We start from the raw sequence: 25,464 nt of genomic DNA, 5'->3' as shown, positions 1-25,464 counted from the left end.
ACACCGGCCCCGCGCGACGACGCACCCACTTCTTCGTACCGGGGGGTTCGACACCGTGCGTATGCGCACTCTTCCGGCTGCCACCGCGCTGGCAGTCCTCTTCAGCTCCGCCGCACTCACGGTCGCGCCGACGGCGTCCGCCGACAGCACGAAGGTCCTGCCGGTCGCGTCGAGCGCCGACATCGTGGTGGACGGCGTCCACCAGCGGGTCTTCATCAGCGACCCGACGAGCGGCAAGATCGTCGTCACCGACTACTACGGCATCGTCCGCAAGCAGTTCACGAACCTGCCTGGCGTCCAGGGCCTGGAGCTGTCCGCCGACTCCGGCACCCTGTACGGGGCCGTGCGCGGCGCCGACGCGATCGTGGCCGTCGACACGGCGACGGAGACCGAGTCCGCCCGCTACCCGGTGGGCGACGCCCCGGTGGGCCTGGCCCTGGCCGGCGGCAAGGTCTGGTTCGGCTACGGCGCGGCCGGTGACGGCGACATCGGCTCGCTGGACCTGTCCGGCGAGGAGCCCGTGGTCGCCCTCGACCAGGACACCACCCACCTCTGGTACTACGCGCCGATCCTGGACGCGGCCCCCGGCTCCGGCGCCCTGGTCGCGGGCGAGCCCGGCGGCAGCAAGCTGGCCGTGTACGACGTCTCCACGGGCACCGCCTCCCGTACGGCCGCCGTGGACACGAACGGCGGGAACATGGGCGACCTCGCGGTCGCCCCGGACGGGCAGCGCGTCGTCGTGGCCAGCGGATCCCCGTACCACCACCAGGTCTTCAAGACCTCCGACCTGACGCCGGACGGCACCTACGCCAGCGACACCTACCCCAACTCGGTCGCCATCGCGCCCGACGGCACGGTCGCGGCGGGCATCGACGGCATCTACGAGCCCGACATCTACATCTACGAGCCGGGCTCCACCACCGCGATCCGGGAGTACGACTTCCCGAACACCGGGAGCGGCGGTGGCGGCGACGAGCTGCCGGACTCCGGCCTGGCCTGGGCGCCGGACGGCTCCCGCCTGTTCGCGGTGACGTACAACGACGAGGGCGTGTACTCGCTGCGCACGCTGGACGCCCCCACCAAGGCGCTCACGACGATCACGGTCGACGCCCCGGCCACGGCCACCCGCGCCAAGAAGCTCACGGTCAAGGGCAAGGTCACCTCGAAGGCGGCGTTCCCGGCCGGGGTGAAGCTGACGGTGACCCGCACCGACGTGGAGTCCACCTCCGGCAAGGCCCTCGCCGCGGTGACCGTGGCGGCCGACGGCAGCTACAGCTTCTCCGACACCCCGCCGGCCGGCGGCAAGGTCAAGTACACCGTGAAGTACGCGGGGGACGCGGACCACACCGCCGCGTCCGCCTCCGACACCGTCGAGGTCTCGCGGGCGACGCCCACGCTGACGCTGGACAAGAACCGCAAGACCTACGCGTACGGCGCGGACGTGAAGTTCACCGCGCACCTCGGCACGACGTACAAGAACCGCAAGGTCGAGATCTGGGCCGACCCGTACGGCTCCGACCGGCCGAACAAGCTGGTGAAGTCGGGGACGGTGAACTCGCAGGGGAACCTGTCGGCCACCGTCGACCTGAAGCGTGACACCAAGCTCTCGGTGAAGTTCGCGGGCGACGCGCGCTACAAGGCGAAGACCGTCACGAACACCGTCTACACCAAGGTCAAGATCTCGTCGTCGATCTCGGGCCACTACAAGACGCAGACGGCCTGGGGCCATAAGTACCACTACATCCGCAAGTCCAAGGACCCCGTCCTGAAGACCGTGATGACGTACTACCCGAACCGTCAGCAGCGCCTCAAGCTGGAGTACTACCTCGACGGCGCGTGGCGGGACTGGGGCTCCGAGTACTTCGCGCTGGGCACGTCGGGCGGGTCGAACATCACCCTCACCGGCACCCCGACCACCAACGTCCGCCTCCGTTTCCGCTCCGAGTACCACGACACGACCTCGGGCGACAACGTCAACACCACGACGTACGGGGCCTGGAAGTACTTCATCTTCACCAGCTAGACGCAGGTCACGGCATCACGGCGAGCGCCGCCGGGCGGATCCACGGGTCCACCGGCGGCGCTCGCCGCTGTCACGGCCACGGCGGACGGAGGGGGACGAAGGCGGGGAACGGGTTGTTCCGGATGAATCCGGAACCGCTCTCCGTTACCTGCCGGTACGTGTGACGATACGGACTCTGCCGAAACTTGAGATCTCAATTTGAGATCACGGCCGTAAAGGAACAGGACATGACCACCCCTGTGCCCTCCGCCCCATCAGCAGTCCCACCAGCCACTTCCGCCGCGCAGTCCCCGCCGACGGGCACCGCCGGGCCCACCGGGCGCCTCCTCGTCGTGGACGACGAGGAGGGGATCAGGTCCATGCTGACCATGGCGCTGGAGTTCCTCGGATACCAGGTCACCGCGGCGGCGACCGGACGTCAGGCACTGCAGGCCGTCACGCGCCACGACCCCGATCTGATCCTCCTCGACGTCAACCTCCCCGACCTGGGCGGCTTCGAGGTGTGCCGGACCCTGCGCGACCGGGGCAACGCGGTCCCGGTCCTGTTCCTCACCGGACTCGGCGGCGTCGACGACCGGGTGCGCGGCCTGGACATGGGCGGCGACGATTTCGTCACCAAGCCGTTCGAGCTGAAGGAGGTCGCCGCCCGCGTCCGCGCCCTGCTGCGCCGGTCCGGCGGCGGAAGGCCGGCCCCCGACCGCAACCGTCTGCGCGCCGGGGCGGTCCAGCTCGACGCCGACGCCCACCAGGTCTGGGCCGCCGACCGGCCCGTCGATCTCACCACCACCGAGTTCGCCCTGCTGCGCTACCTCATGGAGAACCCCGGCCGCGTCCTGTCCCGGGGCCAGATCCAGGAACGCGTGTGGAACCACCGCGACGAGGGGTCCGGCGTCGTCGACACGTACATCTACTACCTGCGCCGCAAGCTGGGTGAGCCGGGCCAGTCCCTGATACGGACGGTCAGGGGCGTGGGCTACCAACTGTGCACGAACTGAGAGAGGGAGCCTCCGGGGGAGGGGCGGGCGACGACGGCGAGGGCCACGGAAGGCTGGACGGCGTGAACGGGCTGGTCGGATGAGCGGGTTCACCGGACTGGGCGAGAACATCAGGGCGGCCGGGCTGCTCGCGCCGAGTGACACGTGCCTCCGGCCGCCCCCCGGCCGCCCCCTGCCGCCCGTGGAACAGCCGATCCGCCCCCATCGCGCGGGCCGACGCACCGTCGGCTTCTGGCTGATCGCCACCCTCGCCACGCTGGGCGCGGTCGCCGCCCTCTCGGCCCACACCCTCGCCCAGCAACTCACCGCCCGCACCGACCAGGAGATAGCGCGGGCCAGCGCACTCGGCGGTTTCGGCGGTCCGGTCGCGGGTGCGAGCCCCGGTGGGCGGCCGGGTCCGGGTGCGCGTCCGGGTGCTCAGGCGGCCCCGGTGCCGGACCCGGAGGTGACCACGGCATCGCTCCCGCCGTCGGCAGCGGTGACGGCACCGGCATCCGTACCGGCCTCGGCACCGGCCTCGGCGTTCGCCCCCGTGCCGGCGCCCGCACCCACCACCACCCCGGCCCTCGTCCCGGCCCCGCCCCTCGGCAGCAACGACCTGGTCCTCGTCCTCGACGCCGAGGGCAGGGTCGTGGAGCGCCACCCGGGGTCCGAGGGGCTCCCCGCCTTCCCGGCGCTCACGCCCGCCCGGCTGAAGGCGTACGCGGCGCGGACCGACCCGTCGACGTTCGGGGGGAGTTACCGGGCACTGGTGGTGCGGGTGCCGGAGACGGACCCGAACCACGCGGGCGGCTACCTCGTCACCGCGAGGTCGACGGCGGAGGACCGGCGGGCGGTCGAACGTCTCCTCCGGGTCGAGACGGCCGCCGCACTCCCGCTCCTGGCCACCGTCCTGCTCGGCGCGCGCCGGCTCGGCCGCCGTGAGGTCGAAGAGCGGGAGGACACCGAGCGGCGGCTGCGGGAGTTCATGGCGGCCGCCGGGCACGAACTGCGCAACCCGCTGACCACGATCTCCGGTTACGCCGAACTCGCCCGGGTCGGCGACCCCGCGTACGAGCCCATGCGGCAGGAGGCGCTCGGCCGGATCGCCACCGAGGTCGGCCGGATGAGCACGCTCATCGACGAACTCGTGCTCCTGACCCGCCTCGACCTCGGCCAGCCCCTGCAACTGACCTGCGTGGACCTGGCCCAGCTGTGCCGCGACGCGGTCTCCGCCGCCCGCGACTGCCACCCCGGTCACCCCGTGCGGCTGCTGCTCGCCCCCGGGGACCACACGGTCACCGGCGACCCGTTACGGCTGCATCAGCTGGTCGCCAACCTGCTGGCCAACGCGCGGGTCCACACGCCACCGGGGACGACGACGACCCTGGGGCTCGGCACGGAGGACGGCTACCGGGTGATCGAGATCCTGGACGACGGCCCCGGCATCCCGGACGAACTGCGCGCCCGGCTGTTCGACCCCTTCGTGCGCGGTGAGGAGACCCGGGCCGCCGGAAGCGGGCTCGGCCTCAGCATCGTCGCGGCGATCGCGACGGCCCACGGCGGGACGATCACGCTGGAGCCCTCCCGTCCGCCGCACCGGGGGGCGTGGTTCAGGGTGCTGATCCCGGCCTCCTCCTGAGCCACCCGTCGTAGCCCACGGGTTGTGACAGGGGGGTGGACTTTGCGAACGGCAGGGGAGTTTCTGATCATTCTCTGATCGAACTCCGATCCGTTCCGGAACGGCGACCGCTTAAGTGATCAACGTACGGTGTCCACCCTGTGCAGTGCCGGTGCGACCCCGTACGACTCCCCTCCGAGGTCGGCCCCGCATTCGCCCTGATCGACGGCTCATCGATCTACGACGAACGGACGACGGCTCATCGACCGGCTCGGCTGACCGGGTAGGTGCTGGGCCGACCTCAACTCACCGTCCCGCTGCCCGAGTTCGGCCAGACGCTGCCGGGCGTGCGCCAGGGCCCCGGCCCGGCGGCCCGGTACCCGGCCGCGCAACTCCACCAGCACGGAACCGAGTTCGAGGGCGCGTCCCGTGTCCGTGACCAGGCCCCACTGGTGGTGCGCCCGGTCGACCGCCGCCTCGACCGCCGGGTCCCGCGCGGGCCGCCCCGCCGCGAGCCGCGCCGCCGCGACCCCCAGCCAGGTCTCGCAGCTCCCGGCCGCGTCCCCCGCGAACATCGCCAGGTCCGCCCGCACCTCGCGCCAGTGCAGCACCTCCTCCGACCCGTCCCCGAACTCCCGCAACGCCCCCTGCTCCCACCGGGCGGCGAGCCCGTCGGCCTCGGCGTGCCGTCCGGCCTCGACGGCACCCGCGATGGCGCTGTGGGGGTCGGCGGCCACGGGGTCCGGGCCCACGGGAGCGGCGGCCACGGGAGCGGGCGCACCGTGCGGGGCCGCCGCCGCGGGCGCCGTGGCGTCCCGGGCCAGCACGAGGTCACCGTGCCCCCCGGCCCGCGCGACCACCTGCTCGTGGAGGACCGCCGCCGCCGGCCGCTGCCCGCTCCGCAGTATCGTCGCCAGCGCCTTCATGTACCCCGGCAGGGCCACCGCCCGGCGCACCCCGCCCGCCGGCGGCGCGACCCGCCCGTACAGGCTCACCCCGGGCCCGGCCGACAGCGGCTGTTCCGCCAGCTGCCGCCACACCTCCGCGTCGGCGTGCAGATCGACGAAGAGGGTCGTGGATCCGGGGGCGCGCAGCCGCAGTTCCTCCACGATCCAGTGCCAGGGGAACGCCGTGTACCGCACGGTCGCCGGCGTCGTACGCGCCAGCGCCAGATGCACGAGCCGCTGTCTGCGGTCGAGTTGGAGCTGTCCCGTGAGGTAGACGGTGAGCGGACCCGGCGCGGTGGCCGCCGCGCGCAGCCGGGTGAGGACGGCCTGCGGCTCCAGCGGATCGGCCAGCTCGACGACGTTCGCCGTGCCCGTGCCGGACAGCACCTCGGGTGTGACGGCCGCCAGTACGGGGAGCACGGAGGCCGCGTCCACGAGGCAGCCCCTGCCCATGGGCGAGGCCGCGAGCAGCAGCACTGTTCCGGGCATCGTTCCCTCCCCGTCGTTCCTCGTCGACTCCCCGTCGGCTCCCCGCCGATCACGGACGCCAGCCAGCACGGTAACCGCTGCACGTGCGAACGGGGAAAGAGGCGGGGAGGGAGCGTGGCGGGTGCGCTCACCGCGGGGCCCCCGGCGCCCTCCGCACCGGCTCCGACGCCCGGCGCACCGCGAAGATCGTCGTGTCGTCGTCGAGGCCGCCGCCGGTGTGGGCGAGGACGCCGTCGCGGACGAGCCGGACCAGGGAGGCGGGGTCGAGGGCGGGCGGCCCGGCGACGAGGGCGCGGGTGAGGTACTCGCGCAGGGGGAAGAAGACACCGTCGCCGTCACGAGCCTCCGTCACCCCGTCCGTGACCAGCAGCAGCGTCTCGTCGGGGGCGAGCCGGACCGTGGCCGTCCGGGGGGTTCGCGGGTTCAGCTCACCGAGGCCCAGCGGGAGTCCGTCGCGCAGCGGCAGGAAGCGTACGCCGTCGGGGCGGACCAGGAGCGGGGGCTCGTGGCCGAAGTTGACGATGTCCACGGTGACGGCGTCGAGATGGGTGAGGTCCGGCCCCCAGTCGGTCCGTTCACTGCGCAGTTCGGGGAAGTCCAGGAGGACGGCGGTGGCGAAGCGTTCGGAGTCGTCGCGGCCGAGGTGTGCGCAGTACCGCACGTGCCGCACCATCCGCGTCTCCAGATGCTCGGCCACGGTCACCGGGTCGGCCTCGCAGTAGGCGGCCTCGCGGAACGTGCCGAGCAGCACCGACGCCGCCTCCACCGCCGCGAGCCCCTTGCCCTGGACGTCGCCGACGACGACGCGCGTGCCGTACGGGCTGGGCTGGATGTCGTAGAAGTCGCCGCCCACGCGGGCCTGGCTGTCGGCGGCGAGGTAGATCTCGGCGTGGTCCAGGCCGCCGACGTCCGGCGGCAGCTGGCGCAGCAGGATACGGCGGGTGGTGTCGACGACGGCCCGCATGTGCAGCATCCGCTCCTGCCCGCGCACCCGTACCGCGCACGCGAGCACGGAGAGGATTCCACCGAGGGCGACGAGGACGAAGTCGGGCAGGCCGGTGCGGTACTCGTGCGGCCAGGAGTTGTCGCCCACGAAGTACATGAGCATCGAGAGCACCGCGAACAGCGCCGTCGTCCACACCCCGCACACGGCGGCGGCCAGGCCCGGCACGAGCACCAGCCAGGAGATGATCCGGAAGTCGCCTCCCGTGTACCAGTCGATCACGGGCACCGCGAGCAGCACCACCAGCGGCGGAAGCCAGGTGATGTCATGCCCCCGCACCCGCAGCGGCGGGTGCCGCTCGACGGGGTCCGGCTCCCGACGCACACGCGGCCCCGGCATCCGCATCCGCATGCCCCTCAGCGAAGCACGCCGCCACGCCCCCCGCATCCGCGCAGCCCGCACCGCGCCCCTGCACCGCGCCGCCCGGCCCCGGGTCCCCGGCCGCCCGCTTCCCGTCACAGCCTTCGTCGTCCGACTTGCCAGGGGGTCGTCCCAGGTGTGCTCTGGTAGTCGGGGCGGAGAGTCGCGGGGGGAGGGAAGAGAGGAGTGCTCCCATGGCGCAGATGGCACCCACTCCGGGCAGGCCGGTGGTACCGGCCACGCCCGACGTCTTCAGCGAACGCACCCATGCGCTCGCGAACCGGATCGTGCCCGTGGTCCTCGGCCTCGTCTACGGCTACTGGGCCGCGGCCATGAACCGCGACGCCGGCCCCATCACCGGCTGGAACGTCCTCTTCGGCCTCGTGACCGCGTTCGTGTTCGCGGCGCTCCACATCGCCGTGCTGACCGTGGCCCCGCGCCTGCCGCGCGAACTGCACGCCGCGCTCTGGGCCGTCTTCGCGGGCTGCGCGTTCGGGTTCCTCTACAGCCAGGCGTCCCAGCACTCCGTGCTGCGTTCCGTGGCCATGTCCCTCGCCGTCGCGGCGGGATTCCTCGTGGTGAACTTCTACCGCTACCACACGCACGAGGACGCGGAGGGCCACCGGCTGCGGTGAGCCGGCGGCCGCTCGCGCCTCGCACCCGTCCGCCGGTTCAGGTCCCCCCGCGTTCCACCTACCGCTTTCCACCTCCCGCGTTCCGCCTTCCGCCTCAGTCCTCCGTCCACTCCCAGGTACCGGAGGCCGTGAAGGTCCAGGTGAAGGAGACGGAGCCGTTCCGGTCGTCGTGCCCGTGCCCGTCCTGGCAGGGATCGCAGTCCTTCCAGCGCGGGCACGGGTCCGTGCACGCGGGCACGGAGCGGCCGTGGGTGTCGACGTACACGGCGCTCGCCCAGCCGCGGGCGTCGGCGAGCCAGTACCAGTGCCGGTCGCCGAAGACCTTCTGACCGCGCACCACGCAGTCGACGCGGGTGTGGCTGCCGGGCGCGAGGTAGCCGACGACGTGGGAGTGCGTGGTCGGCTGTTCGCGGAGGTTCAGATCACCGCGGGCGACGATCGTGCCGCGCACGGACCCCTCGTGGTCCCCGTGGGAGCGGACCGCCGGGCGGTCCACCGCCGCGGACGCCGTCCCGAGCGCCGTCACCGTCAGCACACCGCCCGTGATCCCGGCCGCGACGAGGCCCCGCAGGACCGGCGTACCCGAATTGCCACGCATGCTCGGCCTCCTCACCACCCCCACGCCACCCCCTGTCACCTCCCCTCCAGGTAACACCCGTTCGGGTGAGTGCTCCACCGGAGGCGCCCCGCACGGCCCCTGCCCGCGGGCAGGGGCCGGCCGCCTCGCCCGGTCTCCCCGTTCGGCTTGTCCTGGGGGGCCATTCGCAGTCACCCGGGGCGGCAGCGCTCGCGCGGTGCCGGGCGGGGGTCTTGCCTGGAGGGGTGTCCCCCCGTGCCCGCGCCACCCTGTCGTCCGCGCTGACCGTGCTCGCCTGCCTGCTCATGCCGGTGGGCGCGCTGGCCGCGTGGGCGACGTACGAGATCGCGGACCGCACGCGCTACGAGGCCGTCATGGCACCGCTGGCCGCCGACCCCGCCGTCCGGGAGGCGCTCGCGGACGCGGTCGCCGCCGGGATCCTGCGCGAGGTGCGGGTGGGGCCTCGACTGCGGGGGCCGGTCCGGGACTTCACGCACGACGCGGCGCACTCCTTCACCCGGACCGAGGCGTTCCGCACGGCCTGGCACCTGACGAACCGGGCGGCGCACGACGCGGTGCTGACGGCGGTGCGGGGGGAGGGCGCGTACGGCGCGGGGGGCGAGGGCGCGGGTGACAGAGGCGTGGGTGACGGAGGCACGGGTGGCGGGGGCACGGGCGGCAGGGGCGCACACGGCGGGGGCGCCTACGGCGGGGAGGCCCGGCCGGTGACGCTCGACCTCGCGCCGATCGGCGAACTCGTCAAGCGTCAACTCGTCCGCGACCACGTGCCGTTCGCCCATCGCATCCCGGTCGCCCACACCGAGGTCGAGGTGCTGTCGGCCACGGAACTGGTCCAGCTTCGAAAGGGATACCGCGTGCTCGAAATCGCCGCGTTCTGGCTCCCGGTCGGCGCCCTCGCGCTGGCCGCCGGTGGCATTCTCGTCGCGACCAGGCGCCGTCGGGCCGTCTGCGCGACGGGCCTCGGCACGGCTCTCGGCGGTGCGCTGCTCGGCGTCGCCGTGGCCCTCGGCCGCCACCTCACCCTGGCCGACCTGCCGCCCGACGTCTCCCCCGCGGCCGCCGGCGCCGTCTACGACGCGCTCACCGCCACCCTGCGCAGTGTGACCTGGGGCCTGTTGGGCCTCGGCACCACCGTGGCCGCGACCGCCTGGCTCACGGACCGCCTCGTGCGACTTCGGCGAGCGTCCGCAACGCCCCCGCCAGCTCCGACGGAGGAACCGACGCGAGTCCGAGCCTGACGCAGTCCGACGCGGAAGCGGCGGCCGGGGCCCGCACCTCCCGCTCCGCCCGGCCGGCCCCCACCACCGGGACGGCGAACGCGGACCCGGGGGTCACCGCCACCCCCCGCTCCGCCGCCGCCGCGCAGAACGTGTCGGCCCGCCACGGCTCCGGCAGCTCCCACCAGGCGTAGTACGCCCGCGGATCCCCCTGTACGGCGAACCCCGCCAGTTCCTCGGCGACCAGCCGCCGGCGCGCCGCCGCGTCGGCCCGCTTCGCCGCGACCAGCCGTCCGACCGTCCCGTCCCCGATCCACCGCACCCCTGCCTCCAGCGCGAACCGCCCCGCCGCCCAGCCCCCCGAACGCACCGCGTCCGCCGCCCCCTCGGCCCGTCCCCGCGGCACCACCAGGAACCCGACCGTCAGGCCCGGCGCCACCCGCTTGGACAGCCCGTCGACGACGAACACCCGCTCCGGCGCGTACGCGGCCAGCGGCGGCGGAGCCCCCACCCCGGAGCACCCCGCACCGCAACCCTCCGCACCGCATTCCTCCGCACCGCAGTCCCCGTCCATGAGGAACGACCAGATCCGGTCCTCGATCACCGGCAGGTCCAACTCCCGCACCACACCCGCGAGTTCGCTCCGGCGCGCATCGCCCATCGTGACGGACGTCGGATTGTGCAACGTCGGCTGGGCGTACACCGCCGACAGCGGCGCCGCCCGGTGCGCGGCGGCCACCGCCTCCGGCCGCACCCCCTCCCCGTCCGTAGCGAGCGGTACGAGGGTCACCCCCAGCCGCGCCGCGATCTCCTTGACCAGCGGATACGTGAGCGCCTCGACGCCGACGCGGCCCCCGGGCCGTACCAGGTGGGCGAGGGCGGCGGCGATGGCCTGGCGGGCGTTCCCGGTGAAGAGGAACCGGTCCGGGGCCGGGCGCCAGCCGGCCGTGGCGAGCAGCCCGGCGGCGGCCTCGCGCGCGGCGGGCGTGCCGGCCACCGGGGCCGTGCCCAGCGCGTCCGACAGCACGTCGGGCCGCAGCAGCGGCGCGATCCCGGCGGCCAGCAGCTCCGGCTGGCCCGGCACGGAGGGGTAGTTGAGCTCCAGGTTCACGGGCGCGGCGCCGACCGGCTCCGCCAGCGCCCTCCCGGCCGGTCCGGGCGGCGCCGCCCGGACGTACGTCCCGCGTCCGACCTCACCCACGACCAGCCCGCGCCGCACCAGCTCCGCGTAGACCCGCCCGGCGGTCGACCCGGCGATCCCCCGCCGACGCGCGAACACCCGCTGCGGCGGCAGCCGGTCGCCGGGCCGCAGCCGCCCGGCGGCGATGTCGTCCGCGATGCGATCGGCGATACGCCGGTAGTCGGCCACGACCGTTCCCCTCCTTCTCCCGGCCCTCACCACATTGCACCGAGGGCAAAGATTTTATTGCACCGATCGACGGGGCGACCCTAGGGTCGGATCATGACCGCCGCCTTCCTCGCATACGAGGACGAAGGGGAAGCGGGCCCGTCCCGCCCCCTCCCTCTGGTCCTCGTCCACGGCCACCCCTTCGACCGCACGATGTGGCACCCCCAGATCACCGCGTTCGCCGCGTCCCGTCGCGTCGTCGCCCCCGATCTGCGCGGCTACGGCGCCTCCCCCGTGGTCCCGGGCGTGACCCCGCTGTCCGCCTTCGCCGACGACATCGCCGCCCTCCTCGACCACCTCGGGATCAGCGACTTCGTCCTCGGGGGCCTGTCCATGGGCGGCCAGATCGCGATGGAGTGCTACCGCAGGTACCCGCACCGCGTCCGTGGACTCCTCCTCGCCGACACCTTCCCCGCCGCCGAGACGCCCGAGGGCCGGCGCGACCGGAACGCCATGGCCGACCGGCTGCTGCGCGAGGGCATGACGGGGTACGCCGACGAGGTGCTGTTCAAGATGGTCGCGCCGTACGCGGACCCGGAGGTCGCGGCCCATGTGCGCCGCATGATGACGGCGACCGACCCCGCGGGCGCGGCGGCGGCCCTGCGCGGCCGCGCCGAGCGCCCCGACTACCGGGAGCTGCTCACCCGGGTCACCGTGCCGGCCCTGGTCGTCGTGGGCGCCGACGACGAGTACACCCCCGTCTCCGACGCCAAGGCCATGCACGCCGCCCTCCCCGACTCCACCCTCCATGTCGTCGACGGCGCCGCCCACCTGCCGAACCTGGAGCGCCCGGACGAGTTCAACAAGGCGCTGGCCGCTTTCCTGACTACTCTGGAATGAGTGGTTTTCACCCGTTTGGCCCACATCACATGCGGCGCTCCCCCCGGGGCGCGACCATTCGGGTGAGCTGTCCATCTGTCGGAGGAGGCCCTCATGGCCCAGCACAGCACGGCACCGCGCTCGAACACCACGTCCCAGGAGACACCGACGCGGCACGGCGAGACCCGCTCCGAGTGGGCCCACGGCGGGATGGTCTTCGCCGGTGTCCTGATGATGGTCATCGGCGTCATGAGCATCCTCAACGGCATCGCGGGGATCGCCACGGACGACGTGTACGCCAGCATCGGGAACTACGCCTTCGAGTTCAGCCTCACCACATGGGGCTGGATCCACCTGGTGATCGGCCTCGCCGTCCTGGGCACCGGCTACGCCGTCATCCAGGGCCACACCTGGGCCCGCGCGGTGGGCATCGCCCTGACGTCCCTGTTCGCCATCGAGTACTTCATGTTCCTGCCGTACGCCCCCGTCTGGTCCGTCATCTGCATCGGCATCGCGGTGTTCGTGATGTGGTCCCTGGCCACAGCCCCGAACTCCCGCGCCGACATGTGACCCCACCCGGGACGGACCGCGGGTCCGGTGGGGCTTCTCGCGCAGTTCCCCCACGCACGGAAAAGCACGGGCTGCACCCGTGCTTTTCCGTGCGCACAGGGCTTGGCCTTCAAGCGGCGCCGAGTCCGGTCCTCCAGGCCCGCAGGGCCTGGTCTTTCAGGCGCACGGGGAACCGCGCGAGAAGCCCCACCACCCGCACCCACCACGCAACCTTCTCCACGTCCCACCCGTCCTTAAGAGGACCCCGCAACAAGAACGAGAGGCACCGGCCCGTGGAGAGCGCGACCATCGAGCGGCCGGACCCCGCGCCGGACCCGGCGCCGGAAGCCACACCCGCCCCGCCCCCGCGCAAGCGGCACCGCGGCAAGGCCGGCCTAGCCGCCCTGCTCCTCCTCGGCGTCAGCCTCGTCGTCGTCTCCCGCACCGTCGACGTGGACGCCTTCACCCCGGTCCCCCAGCTCCTCGCGTTCCTGCCGTGGCTCCTCGCCCCCACCGCCCTCGCCCTGCTCCTCTCGCTCGTCGCCCGCTGGTGGACCGGCCTGACCTGGGGCGTCATCGTCCTCGCCGCCCTCGCCTGGTACATCGAGCCGTACGCGAAGGCGACCGAGCCCACCGGCCCGGTGCTCGCCGAGGTACGCGTGATGACGTCGAACGTGCAGTTCGGCCGGGGCACCGACGCCCTGGTCAAGGCCGTACGCCGCGACCGCCCCGACATCGTCTTCGTCGAGGAGTGCGAACTCACCTGCTCGGCCACCCTCCGCGACACCTTCGGCTACCTCGACGACCGGAACGGCGGCACCGGCGGGGCGAAGAAGAAGCCCGTCGAGTACCCGCACCGCCAGTCCATCGAGGGCTACGGCTCCACCGGCTCCGTCATCCTCAGCCGCTACCCCCTGACGTCCGCCGCCCCGGTCCCCGGCTCGATGGGCATGCCCGGCGCGATCGCCGACATCAAGGGCCGGCCCGTACGGCTGCAGCTGGCGCACCCCATGCCGCCGCTGCCGGGAGCGCTGGACACCTGGCGCCGGGAGCTGGACGCGCTGCGGGCCTACGCGGCGAAGGACACCCGGACGCCGACCATCCTGGCCGGCGACTTCAACGCCTCCCAGGACCACGCGGCCTTCCGCGCCATCCTCGACACCGGCCTGAGCGACGCGGCCCGCCTGACCGGACAGGACCGCAGGCCGACCTGGCCGGCCCGGACGACCCCGAGGTTCGGCTCCCAGATCGACCACGTCCTGGTCTCCCGCGAGGACTTCTCCGCACGCGAGATCCGCTTCCTCACGCTGTCCGGCACCGACCACGACGCCGTCACCGTGGACCTCGCCCTGCACCGGCGCGGGTGAGCCAAAGGGCCACAAACGCCCCCCGGAACCCCCGGAATCGCCCCGTCATAATGGGCGCATGTCCCGCACGTTCCCCATCGGCCTCGCCCCGCCCGACTGGCTCGTGCGGAACCTCCAGCCGCAGCCGACCCCGGTCAACCGGCCGGCCGTCGCCCGCGCGGCGATCGCGCTGACGCTGCCGCTGGCGCTCGGCCTCGCCGCCGGCCGGCCCGAGTACGGCGCGCTCGCCTCCATGGGCGCCCTGTCGGGGGTCATCAGCGACACGGCGGCGGCGTACCGGATGCGGCTGATCAACATCGCGATCCCGCAGCTTTTCGCCGCCGTCGGCATCACGCTCGGCTCGCTGGTGTACGGGCAGGGCTGGGTCACCGTCGGAGCCCTCACCCTGGCCGCGCTCGTCTCCGGGATGATCTCGTCGATCGGCGCCGTGGCCTCCGTGTCGGGGCTGCTCCTGCTCCTCAACTCGGTGGTGGGCGCGGGCCTGCCCATGCCCGGGCAGTGGTGGCTCGCCCCGGTCCTGATGACCGGCGGCGGCCTGCTGGTCCTCGCCCTGGCCCTGCTCGCCTGGCCCCTCAGGGCGGGAGTTCCGGAACGGGACTCCGTCGCGGACACCTTCCGCAAGGTCGCCGACCTGCTCGCGACCACGACCACGGACGATCCCGCCGGCCACGCGGACGCCTACGACGCGGCCCGGCACATCGTCACCCAGTCCCTCAACCAGTCCTACGACCTGGTCCTCGCCCGCCGCGCCCGCCACCACGGCCGCAGCCCCGAACTGGTGCGGCTGCTGGCCCAGCTGAACGCCATCACCCCGCTGGTGGAGGCCGCCCCCGCGGTCCGGCTGTCCGGCAGACCGCTGCCCGCCGAGATCCCGGTGGCCGTACGGCATCTCGCGGAGGCCGTCGAGACGGGGTACTCGGGGCCGCTGGGCCTGCGGCTGCCGGAGCCCCGGAGCGAGATCGGGCGGGCGGTCGACCAGGCGCTGCGGCACGCCGCCGACGTCGTCACCGAGAAGTCGCCGGACGCGCTGCGGAAGGCCGGCGACCGGTCCGGGGGCCCCGCCCCGCTGGGCGTGCGCGCCGCCCGGGTCGCCCGCAACGTCGCCCTCTCCGGCGCCTCCTGGCGCTACGGCCTGCGGCTCGCCCTGTGCATCGGCATCGCGCAGGCCCTGGTGTCGCTCGTGCCCGTGCCGCGCTCGTACTGGGTGGCGCTGACCATCACGTTCGTCCTGAAGCCGGACTTCGGATCGGTGTTCTCGCGGGCGCTGCTGCGGGCGCTCGGCACGGTCGTGGGGCTCGTGGTCGCGGCCGGGATCCTCGCGGAGGTGCCGCGCGGCTGGTGGGACGTGCCCGTGATGCTGCTGCTCGCGCCGCTCATCCCGGTGTTCACCCCCCGGGGCTACGGCTATCAGACGGCCGCCATCACCCCCGTGATCCTGCTCCTGTCCGACATCCTCAACCATCAGGGAACCGGCCTGCTGGTGCCGCGTCTCGTCGACTCCCTCATGGGCTGCGCGATCGCCCTGCTCGCCGGCTATCTGCTCTGGCCGGAGAGCTGGCACGCCCGGGTCGGCGCCCGGCTCGCGGACGCCGTCGCCGACACGGCCGCCTACGTCGAGCAGACCTTCGGCCGGGGCGCGGCCGCCCCCGCCGACCGGATCCGGATGCGCCGCCGTCTCTACCGGGACCTGTCCGCCGTCCGTACGGAGTTCCAGCGGGCCCTGACCGAACCGCCGCCCATCGGCCGACGGGCCGCCGCCTGGTGGCCGCTGGTCGTGGCGGTCGAACGGATCGCCGACGCGACGACGGCCGCGCGGGTCAGGATCAAGCAGGGCGCGGAGCCGCCGTCCACCGCCGAGGTCGACCAGGTCGCGCTGCAGCTGCGGGAGCTGTCGGACGGGCTGCGCAGGACGGAGAACCTCTACGAGGTGCGCTCCGACCTCAGCGGACCGCCCGGGAGCGTGCTGGAGCCGCTGCGCCAGGAGGTGGCGGCGGCGCGGGCGATCACCACGCCCCGGTGACCCCCGGATCTCCCGCCTCCCCGGGTCAACCCGGCGCAGGGCGCCGAATCGTTACGTCAGCCCCGCACGGGTGACGGAGGGCGAATTCGCAGCCGAAAAGCAGACATGATCAATCCTGTTCAACCGCCCTACCTATAAGGGGATTTTTCATGCGTCGCACCGCGACCGTCCTGCTCGGAACCCTCGCCCTCGCCGGCGCCGCGGCCCCCGCCGCCGTGGCGATCCCGGACCCGGTCACCACCGTTACCTGTGTCGCCGAGACCCCGGCCGGCGTGACGGAGCTGGTCGATCCGGCCGCCGTACTCGCCGACCCGGCCGCCCTCGTCGACCCGGCGGGCCTCCCGGGCGTCAGCTGCCTGGCCCCCTGAACCGCGCGGCAGCCCGACGACGTGCGGGCCGTCCTCCCCGACAGGAGGGCGGCCCGCATTCGCATGTGTGCGTAAGGGATCAGACGCCGATGTCGCTGCCGTCCGCGCGCCACACCGCGACGACCGCCGGGCGGACGTAGGTGCCGGGCCCGTCGGGCCAGGTGCTCTTCGGCTTCTCGACGGTGGCTCCGTCGATCTCGCCCGGGTGCTGGACGGCGACCAGGACGCGGCGGTCCTGGATGATCGGGCCGCAGGTCTCGGCGCCGCTCGGAACCGTGAGGAACTGCTTCAGCTCACCGCGCCGCTTGCCGCGGGTGGCCACACCGAACAGACCGTCGTGCGACCCGAGCTGCGAGCCGTCGGTGGAGATCCACAGGTTGCCGTGCGGGTCGAAGGCGACGTTGTCCGGGCAGGATATCGGGCTGACGTGCTCCTTCGGGAAGCCGGCGAAGTAGGTCGCCGGGTCCTCGGGGTCGCCCGCGACGAGGAACAGCAGCCAGCCGAACTTCGTGCTCTCCGGCCGGTTGCGGTGCTCGGTGAGTTCGAGGACCTGGCCGTGCTTGTTGGCGCTGCGCGGGTTGGCCTCGTCCGCCTTGGCGTTGGAGCCGACACCGCGGTTGGTGTTGTTGGTGAGGGCGACGTAGACCTTGCCGGTGACAGGGTTGGGCTCGATGTCCTCGGGACGGTCCATCTTCGTGGCGCCGACCTTGTCACCCGCGAGCCGGGTGAAGACGAAGACCTCGTCGGCGGTCATCCCGTCCACGTGCGAGACGGCGCCCTCGGCGGTGGCGGTGGCCAGCGGGATCCACTCGCCGGCGCCGTCGAACTCACCGTCCGCAGGCAGCTTGCCCGTGCCGTCGATCTCGATCGCCGGGGAGTCGCCGGTCAGCTTGGCGACATAGAGCGTGCCCTCGTCCAGCAGGGAGAGGTTGTGCTCGCGGACGGAACGGCTCGACCCCTTCTTCATCCGCTTGCTGCCGACGAACTTGTAGAAGTAGTCGAAGCGCTCGTCGTCGCCGGAGTACACGACCGGACGCCCGTCCGAGGTCAGCCGGATGGTGGCGGCCTCGTGCTTGAAGCGCCCGAGCGCGGTGTGCTTGCGCGGGGTGGAGGACGGGTCGTACGGGTCGAACTCGACGACGTACCCGAAGCGGTGCACCTCGTTCGGCTCCTGGGCGACGTCGAACCGCTTGTCGAACCGCTCCCACTTGCGCTCGCTGGCGCCGGTGCCGATGCCGTACCGCTTGTCGGTCGTACGGCTGCTGTTGGCGAAGTACTGGTTGAAGTTCTCCTCGCCGTGCAGCGTGGTGCCCCAGGGGGTGGTGCCGCCGGAGCAGTTGTTGAGCGTGCCGAGGACCTTGGTGCCGGTCGGGTCGGCGGAGGTCTTCAGCAGGGCGGACCCGGCGGCGGGGCCGGTCAGCCGGAACTCGGTGGTGGCGGTGACGCGCCGGTTGAGCTGGTGCCGGGGCACGGCGGTGAGCCGGCCGGTGCGCCGGTCCTCCTCGACCACGACGGCGGACAGACCGTGGGCCGCCCAGGCGACCTCGACCTGGTTCCGGGTCGGGTTGGCGGCGTCGTAGCCGCGGAACATCAGGATCTCGTCGGTGTACTCGTGGTTCGCGACGAGCAGCTTGCGGTCACGCTCGCCCTGGAGCGGGAGCAGCGCGAGGAAGTCGTTGTTGTAGCCGAACTGCCCGGCCTGGGCCTTGGCCGTCTGGTTCTCGGGGTCGAAGGCGGGAGCGCCGCGCAGGATCGGCTCGCCCCAGCGGATGACGACGTTCTGCCTGTACCCCTCGGGGACGGTCACGGTGTCGGCGGTGTTCGGCTCGACGGCGGTGAACCGCAGGCCGCGGGCGGCCCTGTTCTTGCTCTGGGCCGCCGCGGTCCTGGCGGACTCGGCGGACTCCGCCGTCGTGGCCGCGGCGGCCGGCGCGGCGGAACCCAGCGTGACGGCCGTACCGGCCGCGCCGGCGACGGAGACGACGGCGGCGGCCCTCATCACCGAGCGGCGGCTGAGGGCGCTCGCGATGACGTCACCGACGTAGGCATTGGCACTGGTGTTCGGTACCTCGTGGAAGCAGGCGTCCCCACAGCGGAACCGGCAGGTCAGGGCGGAACGGCCGCCGGGATGCGAGCCGATCATGGGCAGCAGCTTGCGCACAGCGCGCTCCTCGATGCTCTTTGTACATTCCTGGTGTGAGCGCGACGCTAGGGGGGCGTGCGTGCGAGCGCGGGGACGCGAGGTGAACAAGGGGTGAACCTGCGGCGGTTCAGGCGGTGTTGACAGCGCGGGGTGGCGGAGATAGTGAAAGCCCCCGCCCCACCCCAAGATCACCACGCCTGGCCGCTAACCTTACGTGTCCGTCCTGGCCAGGGATTGACGGCTTCAACTCACCCGAAGGGTTGCGCACATGGGCATTCTCTCTCTCCTGCGGAATGCGTTCAGCCGCTCACGCAAGGGGCGCGACACGGTTCCTTCGCAGGAGGCGGAGCGGGATTCCGTCCCGGAGGACACCTCCGCGGCGGCGGCCGAGGGGGCCGCGACGCAGCCGGCCGCCGAGCCGAGGGTCCCGGCCCCGGCGACCGAGCCCGCGACCTCTTCCGTGGTCGACGACCTCGTCTCCGCGGCCTTCGACAACGTGACGGTCCCGAAGCCGCGGGACAGCGAGCCGGCCGAGAGAACGCCGGAGCCGGAGACGCCTGCCGCGGTTGCGGAGACGGACGCCGCGGTTGAGGCCACGCCGAAGGCCGAGGCGACGGCGACGACGTCGGTGGCCGAGACCGCGCCGGTCGTGGAGGCCGAGCCCGCCCCTGCCGCCGAGGCCGCCCCTGCCGCCGAGGCCGCCGCTGGCGCCGAGGCCGAGGTGGAGGCTGCAGCCGACAAGGCCGAGCCGAAGCCGGTTGCCGCCGCCGAGCCGGAGATCGTCGAGCCCGAGCCCGAGCCCGAACCCGAGCCGGTCGCCGAAGCCGCCCCTGCCGCCGAGCCTGAGTCCGAGCGTGAGGTGTCGGCTGAGGCCGACGACGTGAAGAGCGCCGCCGACGAGGAGCCCGCCGAGCCGGTCGCCGAAGCCGCGTCCGAGCCGGTCACCGAAGTGGTGCCCGAGCCGGTCGCCGAGGCCGAGCCCGCGGCGGTGGACACCGCCCCGGAGGCGAAGGCGGACGCCGAGCCCGTGGCCCCGACCTCCGAGGTGGAGCCCGAGGCCGCTGCGGATGTCGAGCCGGTGGCGGCGGAGGAAGCCGAGCCGGAGCCCGCCGCCGAGGCCGAGCCCACTGCCGCCGAGGCAGCTGTCGATGAGCCCGCCGTGGAGGCGGCGCCCGCGTCCGTCACCGAGTCCGAGGACGAGGCGCCGGCCGAGCCGGAGCCGTCGACCTCTGCGGCCGAAGAGGCCGAAGAAGCCGCCGAAGAAGCAGCCGCCGAAGAGCCGAAGGCTGCCGCCGAGGCCGCGCCGGAGCCCGAGAGCGCCCCTGAGCCCGAGGTCTCCCCGGAACCGGTGGCTGCCACCGAGCCGGAAGCCACCCCGGAACCGGCCGTCGCCCCCGAGCCGGAAGCCGCTTCCGAACCGGCCGTGACCCCCGAACCCGAAGCATCCACCCCGGAGCCGCAGGCCACCGCCGAACCGGTCGCCGCCGAACCGGTCGCCGCCGAACCGGTCGTCACCCCCGAGCCCGAGGCCGCCGAACCGGTCGCCGCCGGACCTTCCGAAGCCGCGGATCTCGTCGTCGTGGCCGATGAAGCCGCCCACGACCCCGCGGTCGCCGACGGCGAGGTCGCCCCGCAGGTGGCGCCCGCGGCCGACGACGAAAGCCGCACGAGTGGTGCGGGTGGGAGAACGGACGAGGCCGAAGGCGAAGCCGAGGCCGTGTCGACGGCCACCCCGGGCGGAGCCGACCCCGTGCCGGCCGGGCTGCGCACCGCGTACGACGCCGCCGGGGTCGTACTCGCCAAGCGGGACCTCACCGACGTCCGCGCCAAGGTGTACCTCGTGCTGGACCGGTCCGCGTCGATGCGCGGCTACTACAAGGACGGCTCCGCCCAGGCCCTCGGCGAGCAGACCCTCGCCCTCGCCGCCCACCTCGACCCCGAGAAGACCACGGTCCCGGTCGTCTTCTTCTCCACGGAGCTGGACGGCACCGGCGAGCTGACCCTCGACGCGTTCGAGAACAAGGTCGACGACCTGCACGCCGGCCTCGGCCGCATGGGCCGTACCAGCTACCACGTGGCCGTCGAGGAGGTCCTCGCCCAGCACAGCAAGGCGGCGGCCGGCACCCCCGCCCTCGTCGTCTTCCAGACCGACGGCGCCCCGGACGCCAAGACCCCGGCGAACCAGGCGCTCGCGGACGCGGCCGAGAACCACCCCGGCGTCCACTTCGCGTTCGTCGCGTTCGGCGACCCGGAGAACAAGGCCTTCGACTACCTCCGCAAGCTGAAGACGGCCACGACGTCCCACTTCCTGGCCGGCGAGAGCCCGCGCGAACTGACGGACGCCGAGGTCTACGAGGGCATCCTGGCCACCTGGCGCCCGTAGCACCACGCCCGCACCACCCCGTGCCGCCCGCTTCCCACCCGTCAAAACGGGAGGCGGGCGGCACACCCATGTCGGCTAGGATTTCAAGACTCACGAAAACGACCGACCTGGGAGCATCCCCCGATGGCTCGACACCTCATCACCAGCGCCCTTCCGTACATCAACGGGATCAAGCACCTGGGCAACATGGTGGGGTCCATGCTCCCGGCGGACGTGTACTCCCGGTACCTCCGCCAGCGCGGCCACGACGTCCTGTACATCTGCGCGACGGACGAGCACGGCACCCCCGCCGAGCTGGCCGCGAAGGAGCGGGGCCTCCCGGTCGACGAGTTCTGCGCCCAGGCGCACGACGCGCAGAAGGCCGTCTACGACGGCTTCGCGCTCGCCTTCGACTACTTCGGCCGGAGTTCCTCCCCGCAGAACGTCGAGATCACCCAGCACTTCGCCCGCCGCCTGAAGGAGAACGGGTTCATCGAGGAGCGGGCCATCCGCCAGGTGTACTCGCCCGCCGACGGCCGCTTCCTCCCGGACCGCTACGTCGAGGGCACCTGCCCGCACTGCGGCTACGACAAGGCCCGCGGCGACCAGTGCGAGAACTGCACCCGCGTCCTGGACCCGACCGACCTGATCGACCCGCGCAGCGCCATCTCCGGCTCCACCGACCTGGAGGTCCGCGAGACCAAGCACCTCTTCCTCCTGCAGTCCAAGCTGCAGCACGAGGTCGAGACCTGGGTGGCGGCCCACGAGGAGGAGTGGCCGCACCTGTCGTCCTCCATCGCCCGCAAGTGGCTGAACGAGGGCCTGCACGACCGCGCCATCACCCGTGACCTGGACTGGGGCGTCCCGGTGCCGGCCGACACCTGGCCGGAGCTGGCGGCGGAGGGCAAGGTCTTCTACGTCTGGTTCGACGCCCCGATCGAGTACATCGGCGCGACGAAGGAGTGGTCGGACGCCGCCCCGGACGGCGAGAACCGCGACTGGAAGTCCTGGTGGTACGAGGCCGACGGCGGCGACCACCCCGTCCGGTACACGCAGTTCATGGCGAAGGACAACGTCCCGTTCCACACGGTGATGTTCCCGGCCACCGAGCTGGGCATCCGCGAGCCGTGGAAGAAGGTCGACTACGTCAAGGCCTTCAACTGGCTGACGTACTACGGCGGCAAGTTCTCCACCTCGCAGAAGCGCGGCGTCTTCACCGACCAGGCGCTGGAGATCCTCCCGGCCGACTACTGGCGCTACTTCCTCATCGCCAACGCCCCCGAGTCGGACGACTCCTCCTTCACCTGGGAGCACTTCACCGCCACGGTCAACAAGGACCTCGCCGACACCCTCGGCAACTTCGTCAACCGTGTCCTGTCCTTCTCCCGCAAGCGCTTCGGCGACGAGGTGCCCGCGGGCGCGGCGGCCGGCGAGCCGGAGGCGAAGCTCGGCGAGGAGATCGCCCGTCTGCTCGCCGAGTACGAGGCGCAGATGGAGGCCCTGCAGTTCCGCAAGGCGGCGGCCGCGCTGCGTGCCCTGTGGTCGGCGGGCAACTCCTACCTGGAGGAGAAGGCCCCCTGGCTGGAGATCAAGACCGACCAGGACGCCGCGGCCCTCACCCTGCGCACCGCCATGAACCTCATCCACCTCTACTCGGTGGTCTCCGAACCCTTCATCCCGGCGTCCTCGGCCGCCATGCGCGCCGCCTTCGCCCTGAAGGACGACACGGCGGCCTGGGTGACGGCGGAGGAGGCCAAGGCCCTCGACCTCGTCCCCGCCGGTACGCCCTTCACCGTCCCCCCGGTCCTCTTCGCGAAGCTCACCGACGAGGACCTGGAGACGTACAAGGAGCGCTTCGGCGGCGCCCCCGTGTGACTCCCGCGCCGGCAGGTGCGGAGGCAACCCGTACGTCCGGGTGCGCGTCTCCCCGTGCATGGCACTGTTCGGAAACGCGCACACCGTGGACACCGGCAAGGCCCAGCAGGACTACGCGAGGCTGCTGGGCCGTGGGGAGCAGGTGCACGCCGCGTTCCTGCTGATCCGCGACACCATGCTGTTCACCGACCGTCGGCTCATCCTGATCGACAAGCAGGGCATCACCGGCAAGAAGGTGGAGTACCACTCCGTCCCGTACCGCAGCATCACGCACTTCGCGGTCGAGACGGCCGGGCACTTCGACCTCGACGCCGAGCTGAAGATCTGGCTGTCCGGCACTCATGAACCGATCGAGAAGACGTTCACCAAGGGGGTGGACATCTACGAGGTCCAGGCGATCCTCACGCAGTTCGTGGCCCGCTAGCCGTCCCTGACGTGGCGCCCACGGGGCCCGGGGGGGCGTGCTCGCCCCTCGGGCCCCTCTGCGCGTGTCCCGGACCCCTTCCTGATCGGGTCCGGGACACCTTCCTGGCCTCGGGTGGCGCCCCCAGCCAGGAGTCTTTCGGGTCCGGACTAGGACAGAACGCCGGCGCCCGTGGCCGATGTGGCCGTACCCGTCAGGTCGGTCAGCAGGTCCGTGACCGTGGTCTGGAGGCCGGCGGTGAGGGCCGGGGTCCAGTTGACCGTGGTCCTGAGCTTCTTCGACGAGTTCGCGGTGTTGTACGCGGCGACGAGGTCGGTGGCCTTGCCGTTGACGGTGTTGCCGGTGCCGGCGACCGAACCCGTGCCGTCGCCGCTCAGCAGCTTGGCGACCTTCGCGTCGGCGGGGATCCTCCACACGTTGCGCTCGGCGACGACCTGGGCCTCGGCACGGGAGTCGAGGCTGTACTTGGGGGCGTAGCCGTTGACCGTGGTGGTGTCGTACACGTTGTTGTAGAGGTGGATCCGGCCGATGCGGGCCAGGGGCGCCCGCTGCACGATGCCCTTCCACACGTTGTGGTGGATCGTCACGCGCAGCTTGCCGGTGGAGTCGGTGTCGCTGGAGCCGATCAGCATCGTCTTGTCGTGGTTGAGGAACTGGTTGCGCTCGACGGTCACCAGGTCCGAGCCGTTGGTGATGTCCAACGCACCGTCATGGACCTGGTACTTGCGGCCGTAGTACGTCGCCTCCGTCTTGTCGAAGGTCGGCGCGTCCGTGAACGTGTTGTGGTCCGCCCAGACGTTGGTCGCGCCGCGCAGGGTGACCGAGTCGTAGTTGGAGTTCCACTCGCCCGACGAGCCGTCGGTCGGGTCCCAGGCCGGGAAGCAGTCCTGGGTGTCCGCGAAGGTGAGGTTGCGGATGATGACGTTCTTGACGTTCTGGACCGTCAGACTGCCGCCGAGGATGCCCGCCTTGGTGCCGGGGACGCCCACGAGGGTGGTGTTCGCGGGCACCTTGAAGACGATGTTCTTCTTCTGCTTGGTCGCGGCGGCCGTACGCGCGGTCTCCTGCGCGCCCTTCGGCGCCTTCTTGCCGTAGGCCGACGGGTCGAACGCCTTCAGGTAGGCGGAGAGCGAGTAGCCCGTGCCGGAGGCGTAGTCCGCGCAGGTCACCTTCTTGCCGGAGTCACTGGTGTTGGCGTCGATCGTGCCCTTGATCTTGATGATCCGGGGGGTGGTGTCGGTCCCGGAGCCCAGCGCCTTCACCAGTTCCGCCCGCGTGGACACCGTGAAGGTGTGCGCCGCGTCCGCCTTCGCACCGCCGGTCGTACCCGCGCCGGACGCCGCCCAGCCGTCCTTGGCGGGCAGCACCTGGTGGTACAGGTCGGTGGGGCCGGCGCTGGCGTTCATCACGAGGACGCCGGCGCCGACCGCGGCGGCCACGGCGGCGGCGGAGACCACGAGGGTCCGGCGCCTGCGGAGGGACCGGCGGTGGGACGGGCGCAGGGAGGCAGAGGCCACGGATGAGTCCTTACGTAACGTACGTGGTTCGGGGGAACACGTGGTTCGCGTGGAGCCCCCGAGAAGGGGGTTCCGACTCATGGGTGGTCACGGCCCGCGGATAGGTTGCCGCCGAACTGAACTTTCCCGATGGCCACTTGAGGGCGGTCCCCGCGGTACGAGCGAGTGCCGGTCACCGAGCACCGGCAGGCGAGCGCCGGTCACTTGATGTGGTCCAGCACCTCCCGGAACTCCTTCGTCGGCGAGAACTCCACCAGTTCGACGTCCTCCAGGGCCTCCGGCGAGTGTCCGGGGGACCAGTAGTAGGCCTGTCCCGCCTCGTAGAAGTCCTCGCCCTCCTTGGTGCGCATCCGCAACCGGCCACGGACGACGAAGCCCCAGTGAGGGCACTGGCACAGGTCGTCGGGGAGGCCCTTGAGGGCCGGGGTCATGTCGATGCCCTGAGGGAGCTTGAGGAACGCGACGCTCATGCCGCCGCCCAGCTCCTGGATACGCACTTCGAGGCCGTCGCCCTCGATCTCGACCGGGGCTTGTGCCCGCGTGACTGCCGTCATGATTCCTCCACGGCCGGTCCATGGCCGGCCAACGGCCGATCCCCGTCCGCGGCCGGCCAACGACCGATCCCCGTCCGTGGTCGACCTACGGCCGATCCATGGCCGATCCACCGCGGGGCCTCGGGAATCTTCGTACGAGGATCCGCTCTCTCGGGAGCCCCGCCACTTCCAGTCTGCGGCCGTCCCGCACA

The 25,464-nt window shown here is 72.5% G+C and carries 20 protein-coding genes; 13 read left to right on the top strand and 7 right to left on the bottom strand.

The window, feature by feature from the left end; all coding sequences use genetic code 11:
* Nucleotides 1–61: 61 nt before the first annotated feature.
* From ACZ6BB_RS18415 to ACZ6BB_RS18405, 3 genes are all read left to right on the top strand, one after another.
* On the top strand, nucleotides 62–2,023 hold the full coding sequence (locus tag ACZ6BB_RS18415) for an Ig-like domain repeat protein (RefSeq protein WP_471616210.1): 1,962 nt from the start codon (nucleotides 62–64) through the stop codon (nucleotides 2,021–2,023).
* A gap of 227 nt (nucleotides 2,024–2,250) precedes the next feature.
* Nucleotides 2,251–3,018: a response regulator transcription factor gene (locus tag ACZ6BB_RS18410; protein ID WP_471616209.1), complete on the top strand. Its 768-nt coding sequence runs from the start codon at nucleotides 2,251–2,253 to the stop codon at nucleotides 3,016–3,018.
* A gap of 79 nt (nucleotides 3,019–3,097) precedes the next feature.
* Nucleotides 3,098–4,639: a sensor histidine kinase gene (locus tag ACZ6BB_RS18405; RefSeq protein ID WP_471616208.1), complete on the top strand. Its 1,542-nt coding sequence runs from the start codon at nucleotides 3,098–3,100 to the stop codon at nucleotides 4,637–4,639.
* 209 nt (nucleotides 4,640–4,848) lie between these two features.
* Here the strand turns inward: ACZ6BB_RS18405 and ACZ6BB_RS18400 are convergent, their stop codons facing one another.
* Nucleotides 4,849–6,054 carry a hypothetical protein gene (locus ACZ6BB_RS18400; protein WP_471616207.1) on the bottom strand — a complete coding sequence of 402 codons (1,206 nt, stop codon included), beginning with the start codon at nucleotides 6,052–6,054 and terminating at the stop codon, nucleotides 4,849–4,851.
* 127 nt (nucleotides 6,055–6,181) lie between these two features.
* A complete protein-coding gene (locus tag ACZ6BB_RS18395; RefSeq protein WP_471616206.1) occupies nucleotides 6,182–7,408 on the bottom strand; it encodes a PP2C family protein-serine/threonine phosphatase in 1,227 nt (408 codons plus the stop codon).
* A 203-nt stretch (nucleotides 7,409–7,611) separates the two neighbouring features.
* Here ACZ6BB_RS18395 and ACZ6BB_RS18390 point away from each other — a divergent pair, with 203 nt between their 5' ends.
* Nucleotides 7,612–8,052 carry a hypothetical protein gene (locus ACZ6BB_RS18390; RefSeq protein WP_471616205.1) on the top strand — a complete coding sequence of 147 codons (441 nt, stop codon included), beginning with the start codon at nucleotides 7,612–7,614 and terminating at the stop codon, nucleotides 8,050–8,052.
* A gap of 94 nt (nucleotides 8,053–8,146) precedes the next feature.
* Here the strand turns inward: ACZ6BB_RS18390 and ACZ6BB_RS18385 are convergent, their stop codons facing one another.
* Nucleotides 8,147–8,650, bottom strand: a complete 504-nt coding sequence (locus ACZ6BB_RS18385) for an SH3 domain-containing protein (RefSeq protein WP_471616204.1) — start codon at nucleotides 8,648–8,650, stop codon at nucleotides 8,147–8,149.
* A gap of 224 nt (nucleotides 8,651–8,874) precedes the next feature.
* Here ACZ6BB_RS18385 and ACZ6BB_RS18380 point away from each other — a divergent pair, with 224 nt between their 5' ends.
* A complete protein-coding gene (locus ACZ6BB_RS18380) occupies nucleotides 8,875–9,888 on the top strand; it encodes a hypothetical protein (protein WP_471616203.1) in 1,014 nt (337 codons plus the stop codon).
* Here ACZ6BB_RS18380 and ACZ6BB_RS18375 read toward each other — a convergent pair.
* Nucleotides 9,803–11,236, bottom strand: a complete 1,434-nt coding sequence (locus tag ACZ6BB_RS18375) for an aminotransferase-like domain-containing protein (RefSeq protein ID WP_471616202.1) — start codon at nucleotides 11,234–11,236, stop codon at nucleotides 9,803–9,805. The genes ACZ6BB_RS18380 and ACZ6BB_RS18375 overlap by 86 nt on opposite strands.
* Before the next feature lie 93 nt (nucleotides 11,237–11,329).
* Between ACZ6BB_RS18375 and ACZ6BB_RS18370 the strand changes: the two genes are divergently transcribed.
* The 5 genes from ACZ6BB_RS18370 (at nucleotide 11,330) to ACZ6BB_RS18350 (ending at nucleotide 16,398) form a co-directional block, all read left to right on the top strand.
* Entirely contained in the window at nucleotides 11,330–12,115 is a 786-nt protein-coding gene (locus ACZ6BB_RS18370) for an alpha/beta fold hydrolase (protein WP_471616201.1), read from the top strand.
* A gap of 93 nt (nucleotides 12,116–12,208) precedes the next feature.
* Nucleotides 12,209–12,664 (top strand): DUF7144 family membrane protein, encoded by a 456-nt coding sequence (locus ACZ6BB_RS18365; protein ID WP_471616200.1) that lies wholly within the window; start codon nucleotides 12,209–12,211, stop codon nucleotides 12,662–12,664.
* Nucleotides 12,665–12,936: 272 nt separating this feature from the next.
* Nucleotides 12,937–14,010, top strand: a complete 1,074-nt coding sequence (locus ACZ6BB_RS18360) for an endonuclease/exonuclease/phosphatase family protein (protein WP_471616199.1) — start codon at nucleotides 12,937–12,939, stop codon at nucleotides 14,008–14,010.
* A 58-nt stretch (nucleotides 14,011–14,068) separates the two neighbouring features.
* Nucleotides 14,069–16,030, top strand: coding sequence for an FUSC family protein (locus ACZ6BB_RS18355; protein ID WP_471616198.1), 1,962 nt, complete (start codon nucleotides 14,069–14,071; stop codon nucleotides 16,028–16,030).
* A 149-nt stretch (nucleotides 16,031–16,179) separates the two neighbouring features.
* Nucleotides 16,180–16,398 (top strand): hypothetical protein, encoded by a 219-nt coding sequence (locus ACZ6BB_RS18350; RefSeq protein WP_471616197.1) that lies wholly within the window; start codon nucleotides 16,180–16,182, stop codon nucleotides 16,396–16,398.
* A gap of 79 nt (nucleotides 16,399–16,477) precedes the next feature.
* Here the strand turns inward: ACZ6BB_RS18350 and ACZ6BB_RS18345 are convergent, their stop codons facing one another.
* On the bottom strand, nucleotides 16,478–18,559 hold the full coding sequence (locus tag ACZ6BB_RS18345; RefSeq protein WP_471616196.1) for a PhoX family protein: 2,082 nt from the start codon (nucleotides 18,557–18,559) through the stop codon (nucleotides 16,478–16,480).
* 250 nt (nucleotides 18,560–18,809) lie between these two features.
* On the opposite strand from ACZ6BB_RS18345, the gene ACZ6BB_RS18340 reads away from it, so the two are divergent.
* The 3 genes from ACZ6BB_RS18340 to ACZ6BB_RS18330 all read left to right on the top strand — a co-directional run bounded on the left by ACZ6BB_RS18340 (nucleotide 18,810) and on the right by ACZ6BB_RS18330 (nucleotide 23,202).
* Complete coding sequence (locus tag ACZ6BB_RS18340) at nucleotides 18,810–20,924, top strand: VWA domain-containing protein (protein WP_471616195.1); 2,115 nt, start codon at nucleotides 18,810–18,812, stop codon at nucleotides 20,922–20,924.
* A gap of 123 nt (nucleotides 20,925–21,047) precedes the next feature.
* Nucleotides 21,048–22,778 (top strand): methionine--tRNA ligase, encoded by a 1,731-nt coding sequence (metG, locus tag ACZ6BB_RS18335; RefSeq protein ID WP_471616194.1) that lies wholly within the window; start codon nucleotides 21,048–21,050, stop codon nucleotides 22,776–22,778.
* Nucleotides 22,779–22,836: 58 nt separating this feature from the next.
* Nucleotides 22,837–23,202, top strand: a complete 366-nt coding sequence (locus ACZ6BB_RS18330) for a PH domain-containing protein (protein ID WP_471616193.1) — start codon at nucleotides 22,837–22,839, stop codon at nucleotides 23,200–23,202.
* A 149-nt stretch (nucleotides 23,203–23,351) separates the two neighbouring features.
* On the opposite strand, the gene ACZ6BB_RS18325 is transcribed toward ACZ6BB_RS18330, so the two are convergent.
* Complete coding sequence (locus ACZ6BB_RS18325) at nucleotides 23,352–24,719, bottom strand: pectate lyase family protein (RefSeq protein WP_471616192.1); 1,368 nt, start codon at nucleotides 24,717–24,719, stop codon at nucleotides 23,352–23,354.
* A 200-nt stretch (nucleotides 24,720–24,919) separates the two neighbouring features.
* Complete coding sequence (locus tag ACZ6BB_RS18320; RefSeq protein ID WP_471616191.1) at nucleotides 24,920–25,273, bottom strand: cupin domain-containing protein; 354 nt, start codon at nucleotides 25,271–25,273, stop codon at nucleotides 24,920–24,922.
* Nucleotides 25,274–25,464 lie beyond the last annotated feature (191 nt).

The sequence above is a fragment of the Streptomyces sp. NPDC041108 genome (assembly GCF_055592645.1).
The sequence above is the reverse complement of the archived record's forward strand: the minus strand, read 5'-3'. Positions and strand labels throughout refer to the sequence as shown.

Coding starts and splice junctions, on each gene's coding strand:
- ACZ6BB_RS18320 (WP_471616191.1), bottom strand. CDS start 25,273: ATGACGGCAGTCACGCGGGCACAAGCCCCGGTCGAGATCGAGGGCGAC.
- ACZ6BB_RS18415 (WP_471616210.1), top strand. CDS start 62: ATGCGCACTCTTCCGGCTGCCACCGCGCTGGCAGTCCTCTTCAGCTCC.
- ACZ6BB_RS18385 (WP_471616204.1), bottom strand. CDS start 8,650: ATGCGTGGCAATTCGGGTACGCCGGTCCTGCGGGGCCTCGTCGCGGCC.
- ACZ6BB_RS18390 (WP_471616205.1), top strand. CDS start 7,612: ATGGCGCAGATGGCACCCACTCCGGGCAGGCCGGTGGTACCGGCCACG.
- ACZ6BB_RS18370 (WP_471616201.1), top strand. CDS start 11,330: ATGACCGCCGCCTTCCTCGCATACGAGGACGAAGGGGAAGCGGGCCCG.
- ACZ6BB_RS18405 (WP_471616208.1), top strand. CDS start 3,098: ATGAGCGGGTTCACCGGACTGGGCGAGAACATCAGGGCGGCCGGGCTG.
- ACZ6BB_RS18340 (WP_471616195.1), top strand. CDS start 18,810: ATGGGCATTCTCTCTCTCCTGCGGAATGCGTTCAGCCGCTCACGCAAG.
- ACZ6BB_RS18410 (WP_471616209.1), top strand. CDS start 2,251: ATGACCACCCCTGTGCCCTCCGCCCCATCAGCAGTCCCACCAGCCACT.
- ACZ6BB_RS18355 (WP_471616198.1), top strand. CDS start 14,069: ATGTCCCGCACGTTCCCCATCGGCCTCGCCCCGCCCGACTGGCTCGTG.
- ACZ6BB_RS18365 (WP_471616200.1), top strand. CDS start 12,209: ATGGCCCAGCACAGCACGGCACCGCGCTCGAACACCACGTCCCAGGAG.
- metG (WP_471616194.1), top strand. CDS start 21,048: ATGGCTCGACACCTCATCACCAGCGCCCTTCCGTACATCAACGGGATC.
- ACZ6BB_RS18330 (WP_471616193.1), top strand. CDS start 22,837: ATGGCACTGTTCGGAAACGCGCACACCGTGGACACCGGCAAGGCCCAG.
- ACZ6BB_RS18350 (WP_471616197.1), top strand. CDS start 16,180: ATGCGTCGCACCGCGACCGTCCTGCTCGGAACCCTCGCCCTCGCCGGC.
- ACZ6BB_RS18400 (WP_471616207.1), bottom strand. CDS start 6,054: ATGCCCGGAACAGTGCTGCTGCTCGCGGCCTCGCCCATGGGCAGGGGC.
- ACZ6BB_RS18395 (WP_471616206.1), bottom strand. CDS start 7,408: ATGCGGATGCGGATGCCGGGGCCGCGTGTGCGTCGGGAGCCGGACCCC.